At 65.8% G+C, this 6,662-nt stretch carries 5 protein-coding genes; all 5 read right to left on the bottom strand.

All coding sequences use genetic code 11. The annotated features are described in order from the left end of the window. Positions 1 to 440: hypothetical protein (locus tag MJD61_10990; protein ID MCG8555794.1), on the bottom strand; the 440-nt coding region annotated here is incomplete at its 3' end. Beyond that, the gene (locus tag MJD61_10985; protein MCG8555793.1) at positions 427 to 1,668 is read right to left on the bottom strand and encodes a hypothetical protein; all 1,242 of its coding nucleotides are present in this window, start codon (positions 1,666 to 1,668) and stop codon (positions 427 to 429) included. The genes MJD61_10990 and MJD61_10985, both read right to left, overlap by 14 nt. Positions 1,669 to 2,001: 333 nt before the next feature. Further along, positions 2,002 to 3,693, bottom strand: coding sequence for a protein kinase (locus MJD61_10980; GenBank protein MCG8555792.1), 1,692 nt, complete (start codon positions 3,691 to 3,693; stop codon positions 2,002 to 2,004). 315 nt (positions 3,694 to 4,008) lie between these two features. Then, entirely contained in the window at positions 4,009 to 6,207 is a 2,199-nt protein-coding gene (gene glyS / locus MJD61_10975; protein MCG8555791.1) for a glycine--tRNA ligase subunit beta, read from the bottom strand. A gap of 7 nt (positions 6,208 to 6,214) precedes the next feature. Continuing rightward, positions 6,215 to 6,662: glycine--tRNA ligase subunit alpha (locus tag MJD61_10970; GenBank protein ID MCG8555790.1), on the bottom strand; the 448-nt coding region annotated here is incomplete at its 5' end.

The raw sequence follows: 6,662 nt of genomic DNA, 5'->3' as shown, positions 1-6,662 counted from the left end.
GCGACAAAGGTGTCGGTGCTGAACCACATCACCTCGTGCCAGGCATAGCTGGCGACGTACGTCGTGTGCTTCGTCCCAGGGCCCGGCGCGTCGCGCGTTACGATCGCGCTGGGCGCTTCCCCCACCGGCACGAAGGTCTGTCCCGGCACCCTCGGATCGCTGTCCCTCACGGTCCTCGTGGCCAGGTCGACCGCTGCCACTTCTCCTCGGGCCGACTGGAGCACCAGCGCGAACAGCCGGTGGTTTTCGCTGTCGTCGCGGCACAGCTGGTTTGGAACCGGCCGCTCGTCGCTGTCGACGCACACGAGCGCCACTTCCGAAGGGCGCTCCAGATTCGCCGGAGCCCGGTAAAACGGCTGGCTCCCGCAGCCGGCCTGTACGGCCGCCAAGACGACACACAGGCTGTAGCCGAGCCAGCCTTTCATCTCAACCGCCCGCATCCGTATCCTTGGGCCCAGAGCCGATGGATGCCACGATGCGAATCTCGCCGCCCTGGCCTCGTGGTCCATGAGCGACCAGCGGCGCCAGGTTCACCACGCGAATAGCCGAGCTCCTGAAATCGGCGACATAGAGATAAGGCCGCAACGGTGAAGGGTCCAGCGCCATCTCGAACGGGCCGTTGAAGCCCTGAACCACCGAAACGACACGATGCAGCTCCAGGTCGATGATGTACAAGACACGCGCGTCAAAGCAGCTCACGAACGCAAATAGGCGAGGGTCCTGGGCGACGCGTCCCACCAGCAGGCGCGAGGGCCCGTCACCGACCTCGATCACCTGCTTGGCCTTCACGAGCCCGTCCGCTGCAGCAGTCACCCCGATGTCAACGACCAACAGGGCATCCGGTGCACGTGAGATGATGAACATCTCGTCCGGGTTGTTCGGGTTGGCAGCAAGCGCGCGGCTCTCGCCACCCGCAACTCCGGACACGATCACGTTGCCTGCATGGTAGAGCACGCCGGTACGGTCGGGAGATGCCTGCCCGCCGAGGGAAGAGACGCCCACACGACCGAGCACCCCTCCTTGCCGCGTGAGCAGTGCCAACCCGGAAGAAGGCTGGTACTCGATCCCCGACAGCAGCGTGCCCGTGTCGAACAGGTGCGACTGCGCCGGGACACCCAGTGGACAGGTCGGCCCCGTGCATGGCTCCTCGAGCAGCAAGCTCACCAACCCGAAGCGATGCGCGACCAGCACCATGTCTCTCAGCTCGCCCGCGAGGCTCGCCTGCCCAACAGCGACCGCGACGGGCTCGAGCACCGGATCGCCGACGTCGACTCCCGGTGGCAGCGGCATCGACTCGAGCCAGCGAATAGGAATCCGATGGCCTGACCAACAATGCCGGTCCTCACCGCAGTAGAAACGGCCCTCTGGATCCACGTCGACGTAATAGAGTCCCCCCTGGTCGGCACGTGTTGGCACATACAGACGGTTGCCGGCGCGGTTGAGCTTCATTCCCGAGGCGAACGAGTCGATCAGCACTTCATGCGCGACGATTTCTTGCGCCCGGACGGCGTCTTCCCTATTTGGCTGGCACGCCGCCTCTGCGAGGACGCAATCGCCGCTTCCCACCAGCCCCCGAGTCAGCTTGTACAGGCAACAGTGCAGCCGCTCGAGGTCGAGCGACTGCAGGCTTCCGGTACTGTACTTCAGATCGAAGTTTGCATTCGCCACGAACAGGAAGTCTGGCGCCAGTATTGCTGGCCCTGGTCGCGGCGCAGCCATGGAAAGGGCGATGGGAGCGTTCAAGATCCCGACAGGAGGGTCCTGCCCCCTGCTTTGGAAAACACAGGCAGACAAGCACAGCGCGAACAACGGCGCTGTGACGCCCGGCGCGACAAATTGCCGGCGCAGCCCGCTGTGCCCCTCGCGCGATTCCCGTGAGGAAACCCGCTCGCAGGTACGCCTCAAACCGCGACGGGCGGGAGCCTGAGCCATTGCGTTCGGCATGCCGGCGGCCAACCTAGCCGTTGGCCGCACAGGCGGCAAGCGTGACCACGGGCACCCTCACTGCCAAGGATCGAGCACTTCGCTTTGGGGTATGAGGCCCGGGCCCTCTCGCTCTTGGCCTTTGGTCTCCCCGGCCGGCTTCTTGCGCCTGCTTGGCGCTCGACTCGTGGCTCGGGTCCTGTCGAGCCTGGGCTTGGAGGGCCTGGATCGCTTGTCGAGCTCGACCCGCAGCTGTTGCGCAGTGCTCGCGGAGACGCGAATGTCCTTGGCACGATAGCCGGACTTGCGAAGCTCTAGCTCGATGACCTCGTCACCGGACGGCCTCGCAATCCGCAGCGGCGTTACACCGACCAGCTGGGTTCCGCGATACACCGACGCACCTCGCGGAGTGCTTTCCACCCGCACGCCGGTCTGTTCCGCGAGCGGCGGCTGGGGCGAAGCGGGCTCGGCTCCTCGCCCGAGCGCTTTGTTTCCTTCGCTCTTGGAACCCGTCTCGTGCTTCGTGGCAACGGCCGTGTCCCGGATCGGTGCAGGCGCTGCGGTTTGCTGCGGCGCAGGCGAGTCGGTTTGTGGAAGCGCCGGTTCCCCGCTCGAACCGAGCGCGAACATCAAACCGCCCCCGATCGCCGCCAGGGCTCCCAGACCGATCAGAATCGGTACGGTGGGCTTCTTGACCGGCAGCTCGGGCTCACCGAGGTCGAATGATAGCCGACTGCCAGCCTCGTTCCCCAAGGCGCCGGCGCCCCCGGCGCCATTGGGACGCTGCCCCCCGGCCGCTCGTGGAGCCCGTCCTGCCTCGAAGGCCTCCAGCTCCGCGGCAACCTCCGCCATGCTCTGGTAGCGGTGCTCCGGTTTCTTGCTCAGGGACTTCATGATCACGGCTTCGAGCCCCGGCGGCACGCCGGCAGGAGGCTGCAGCTTGCGAGGCGCGATGGGGTTCTCGTAGATGTGCTTGGTCAGGATTCCCATCAGACTATCGGCGTCGAACGGCACTCGCCCGCTGCTGAGCTCGTACAGAATGACACCGAGTGCATAAATGTCCGTTCGTTGGTCTACGCTGGTGCCCGCGCACTGCTCCGGAGACATGTAGTGCGGGGTTCCGAAGACCTGGCCCGCCTGGGTCAGCTTGCTGCTGCCGCCACCCACTTTCGCAATACCAAAGTCCAGCACCTTGACGAAATCGTCGTGACCACCACGGCGGATGAGTTGGATATTGTCCGGCTTCAGATCACGGTGAACGATACCCGCTTCGTGGGCCGCACCGAGCGCGTGGCACAGCTGCCTGGCGATCCTGACGATGCGCTGCGTAGCGAGCCTGCCCTCACTCATGGCGTCGGCCAGGGAACGCCCGGGTAGGTACTCCATCACGATGTAGGTGGAACCGTCCGGAAGCGCCCCGAAATCGCTGATGTCCACGATATGCTGGTTGCCGATCGCCGATGCGCTCTGCGCCTCCTGCCGGAAACGTGCAAGCACGTGAGCGTTCTTGGACACTTCGGCGCGGAGAACCTTGATCGCGAGCGGTTTGTTGAGCGCGGTGTGCACCGCCTTGTAAACCAGTCCCATGCCCCCCTCGCCGATCACGGCCTCCATTCGATAGCGCGAATCGAGCACCCTCCCGATCAGCGGGTCGCTTCGGGCTGTCAGCGCGCTGGCCTGGCTCTGTTCCGGGACGGAACCACTTGCTCCGCTTCCGTCGTGTCGTTCCATGAGGCCCGAACGCCCGCAAAAAACACTCCTGATGAGCATCCGCTATCCATGGCTCAGGGTCAAGCTAAGGGGGCGCGACAAAATGGACCCCCAGGTTGCCCAAAACGGCGTCGATGTAGCTGAAAGCACCTGCGGAAGCCTCTGTAAATCGCGAAGAAACGAACTGCAACATGCAACTCTTCAGCGACGAACAGAAGGCCGCCGCTCCTCGAGCAGCTGCCGCTTCTGCTGGCACTCGCGAAGCGCGTCCCGGGCGCGCATTTCGTGGAGCTCACCCTGGCTCTGATCAGGGTCGTCACAGAATATGCAACGTTGAGGTAGACGCCGCCGCTGCTGGCGCGCGGGCGGGCGTGTTCACGGCTTACGCCTCGAGCCGTGCCGCGTGCGATCCTTCCCGGCGCTCGGCACTGCGGCGGCGGCCGGCACTGCGGTTGCGGCCGGCACTGCGGTTGAGGCCGGCACTGCGGTTGAGGCCGGCACTGCGGCGGCGGTCGGCGACAGTTGGTGCAGGTGTGCCACCCTGGTAACCAGACGCGCGATGCTCGCGAGCAGGCGCAGACGGTTGTCGCGAACGGCAGCATCGTCGACCATCACGAACACGGCATCGAAAAAGTGGTCGATGGGCTGTCGCAGCTCCCTGGCAATCTGTACGAGCGCGGTCTCGTAGTCGCGGATCTCCAGGGCGCGTTCCACGCGGGGGCGTAGCTCATCGAACGCCTCTGCCAGCACGGTTTCTGCTCCTGGCTCCATCAGATCACGCCGAGCCTCCCCTTGCACTTCGGCGGCGATGTTGAAGCTGCGCTTGAAGGCCACGGTGAGCGCCGCGTACTCGGGCATCCGGCGCAGCATCTCGACCGCGCTCAGCCGCTGCGCCAGATCCTCCAGCGACTCGAAATCCCACGCGGCCAAACAGGCTTCGACCACGTCGCCGGTGTGGCGCTCCCCCAGATAAGCTCTAAGACGCGCCCGGAAGAATCGATCGAGCTCCGAGACCACCCGATCGCAAGGCGCAAGGCTGCCCGGATCGTGAAGCCCGTACGTGCGACGTACGAGCGACTTCAACCGGACGTCGATCGGGCCCTCCAGGGCTGTGCGCACGATCCCCAAGGCCGCCCTTCGCAAGGCGTAGGGATCGGCCGAGCCACTAGGAGACAGACCGATCCCGAAACAACCCACGAGCGTATCGATGCGGTCTGCAACCCCAACACAGGCCGATACCGCCTCGGAAGCGACGGGGCCGTGTGCCGCGACCGGCAAGTAATGATCCTGAATTGCTCGCGCCGCGCTTGCCTCCACGCCCTCGTGTTTGGCGTACCAGCTGCCCATCACGCCCTGCAGCTCCGGAAACTCTCCAACGATCGCGGTGGTCAAGTCCGCCTTGCACAGGCGTGCCGCCTGCCGGCAGCGCTCGAGGTCCACCTCGCAATAACCAGCCAGCTCGGACTGCAGGGCGATGATCCTCCGCACCTTGTCGCCGACGCTGCCGAGCTTGGCTTGGAACACGACCTGATCCAGCTTCTCCACACGCTCGCTCAAGGTGAGCTTGCGGTCCTCGGCCACGAAAAACTCGGCGTCGGCAAGACGCGCTCGAAGCACGCGGTCGTTGCCCTGCCTTACCACCTCGGAATCGCCCGGGCTGTTGGCGACGGTCAAGTACCGGGCCAGCAGCTGCTCCCCGCCGGGCGCACGCAGCGCGAAGTAGCGCTGATGCCCGCGCAGGACGGCCACGACCACCTCGGAAGGAAGCCCCAGAAACCGAGCGTCAAAGCTGCCGCACAGCACGTGGGGCTCCTCGACCAGCGACGCGCATTCGCTGAGCAAGAAGGCGTCCTCGATCAGCTCGCCGCCCGCTTGCTCGGCGCTTGCTCTCAGCGCGGACAGCATGACGTCGCTGCGCTGCTGCGGGTCGACCACTACGTGGGCCCTGCGCAGCGCGCTCACGTAGGCCGACGGATGCCCGATTCGCACAGCCTCGGGAGCCAGAAACCGGTGTCCGCGCGTGTAGCGCCCAGCGGTCACGCCTGCGAAGCTGAACCTGAGCTCGTGTTCTCCAAGCAGCGCGACGATCCAGTGGATCGGCCGTCCAAACGCTACCCGGCCGGTGCCCCAGCGCATGGACTTGCGGAAGGAAATCGCGCCGCAGAGCTTCCCGAGCAGCCCAACCAAGACATCGCCCGCCGGCCGTCCGGGGGCGCGGCGTTCGATTGCGACGTAATCTCCCTTGGGCGTGGCAACGACCTCGAGCTCGCTTGCTGTTCTGCCGTGCCTGCGGGCAAAACCTGTTCCCGCTTTGGTGGGTCTGCCTTGCGTGTCGAAGGCCAGCGCCTTGGCTGGACCAAGCACCTGCTCGCGCAGATCGCGCTGATGCTCGCGTACGTCGTCGACCCATAGCGTCAGTCTGCGCGGCGTGCCCATGGCGCGTGCCGGGCCGTGATCAAGCCGCTCCGCCGCCAGCAGCTCACGGGCCAGCTCAGGCAGTTGCTGCAGGGCGTCGGCCAGGAACGACGCGGGCAGCTCTTCGGTGCCAATCTCCAGTAGCAGCGGCTCGGGCATGGCTCCCCTACGTTGCGTTCCCGCCGCTTCGCGAGGGCATGCCGTGCGCTTCGCCCTGTTGCCGGTGGCGGCGCGCTTCGCCCTGTCGCGGCGAAGCGTTGAGCAGGGGGTATCCCAGCGCCTCACGTTGCGCCACAAACGACTCGGCGCAGGCCCGGGCGAGCCGTCGTACCCGTCCAATGAAACGCTGGCGCTCGGTCACAGCGATGGCGCCGCGCGCGTCGAGCACGTTGAACAGGTGGCTGCACTTGATCGCGTGGTCGTAGGCAGGCAGCACCAATCGGTCAAGGGGTTCCGCAGCGAAACCCGCTGCACCGCTCGCGGAGTCTTGCAGCGCCAGCAAGCTGAGACACTGTTGCTCGTAGCGGTCGAAGAGCTCGAAGTGCAGGTTCACGTCGGCACGTTCGAAATTGTTCGTGCTACACTCCCATTCCGCACGCTTGCGCAGCTCGCCG

The organism is Pseudomonadota bacterium (genome assembly GCA_022361155.1).
GTDB lineage: Bacteria > Myxococcota_A > Polyangia > Polyangiales > JAKSBK01 > JAKSBK01.
Note: the sequence above shows the minus strand (reverse complement) of the source record. Positions and strands in the feature narration are given on the sequence as shown.